General features: G+C 66.2%; 1 protein-coding gene and 1 pseudogene. Both read left to right on the forward strand.

Translation table 11 applies throughout. The features are described 5' to 3' along the window. Positions 1-393 (forward strand): annotated as a pseudogene (locus K3F48_RS23725) (MbnP family copper-binding protein protein); the annotation flags it as partial. Beyond that, positions 390-1,558: methanobactin export MATE transporter MbnM (locus K3F48_RS23730; RefSeq protein WP_222577902.1), on the forward strand; the 1,169-nt coding region annotated here is incomplete at its 3' end. The pseudogene K3F48_RS23725 and the gene K3F48_RS23730, both read left to right, overlap by 4 nt.

The raw sequence follows: 1,558 nt of genomic DNA on the forward strand, positions 1-1,558 counted from the left end.
CCCGACGGCTCCAAGTCGCGCACCTGGATGGTGCATGTCGGCTCCACCGGCTGCAAGGGCAATCCGGCCACCGGCGAGATCGTCTCCTGCGCGCATGAGAACCGCTTCTCCGTCGCCTTCGATCGCTTCGACGCCAGGACGCAGCGCGTCGAGCTCGATCTCACGCGGCTGCTCGCCGAGAGCGACATCAGCGTCGACAAGGGCGGCGCGGTCGGCTGCATGAGCGCGCTCGACGATCCCGATTGTCCGGCGGTGTTTCGCGCGCTCGGGCTCAATCTGACCGACAGCGCGCCGGGCGCCGATGACGCCGGCAAGCAGACCAAGCCCGGCGTCTCGCCGATCTTCTCCGTCGGTCCGGCCGAGGCGCCGAAGCTCGCGGGCGCCAAGCAATGACGCGCGCGCGCATCTCTCTCGTCGTCTGTCTCTCGGGCTCTCTCTCGGTCTCTCTCCTGGTCGCGGCGCTCGCCGCCGCGACGCCGGCCGCCGCCGACTGGAATTGGGACCTGCCCAAATATGTCCCGCCGCCGCGCGTTCCCGCCGATAATCCGATGTCGGAGGAGAAATTTCAGCTCGGCCGGCGCCTGTTCTACGACAAGCGCCTCTCCGGCAATGCAACGCTCGCCTGCGCCTCCTGCCATTTGCAGGAGCGCGCCTTCACCGACGGGCGCGTCGTGTCCGTCGGCTCCACCGGGGAAAAGACGCCGCGCAATGCGCCGTCGATCGCCTATGCCGGCTGGCATGGCACGCTCACCTGGGCCAATCCGGCGCTGGTGACGCTGGAGCGGCAGATGCTCAATCCGCTGTTCGGCGACAATCCGATCGAGATGGGCGCGAGCGACGCCAATAAGCAGGAGATCGTCGCGCGCTTTGGAGCCGACGCCGACTATCGCCGATGGTTTTCGGCGGCCTTTCCGCAGATGAAGGAGCCCATCTCCTTCGCCACGATCATCGAAGCGATCTCGGCGTTCCAGCGCGGCGTCTATTCCTTCGACAGCCGCTACGACCAATATCTGCAGGGCAAGATCCAATTCACCGAGGCCGAGCAGCGCGGGCATGATCTCTATTTCGGCGAGAAGGCCGAATGTCATCACTGCCATGGCAGCGTCGGCCTCGACGATCAATTCGTGCACGCCAGGACGCGGCAAGCGGAGACGCCGTTCCACAACACCGGGCTCTACGACATCGACGGCAAGGGCGGCTATCCCGCGCCCAATCACGGCCTCTTCGACATCACCGGCGAGCCCGACGACATGGGCAAGTTCCGCGCCCCCGGCCTGCGCAATATCGCGCTGACCGCGCCTTATATGCATGACGGGAGCGTGGCGACGCTCGAAGAGGTGATCGACATTTATTCCGAAGGCGGACGCAATGTCGCGAGCGGCCCGCATGCGGGCGACGGCCGCGCCAGCCCGCTGAAGAGCGGGCTGATCGTGAAGATCGACCTGACCCCGCAGGAAAAGGCCGATCTCCTCGCCTTTCTGAAAACCCTCACCGACGAGCGCCTCGCGACCGCCCCGCGCTTCTCCGATCCCTGGAAAACCCCGACAGCCGCGAAATA

The sequence above is a fragment of the Methylosinus sp. Sm6 genome (assembly GCF_019802345.1).
Lineage (GTDB): Bacteria > Pseudomonadota > Alphaproteobacteria > Rhizobiales > Beijerinckiaceae > Methylosinus.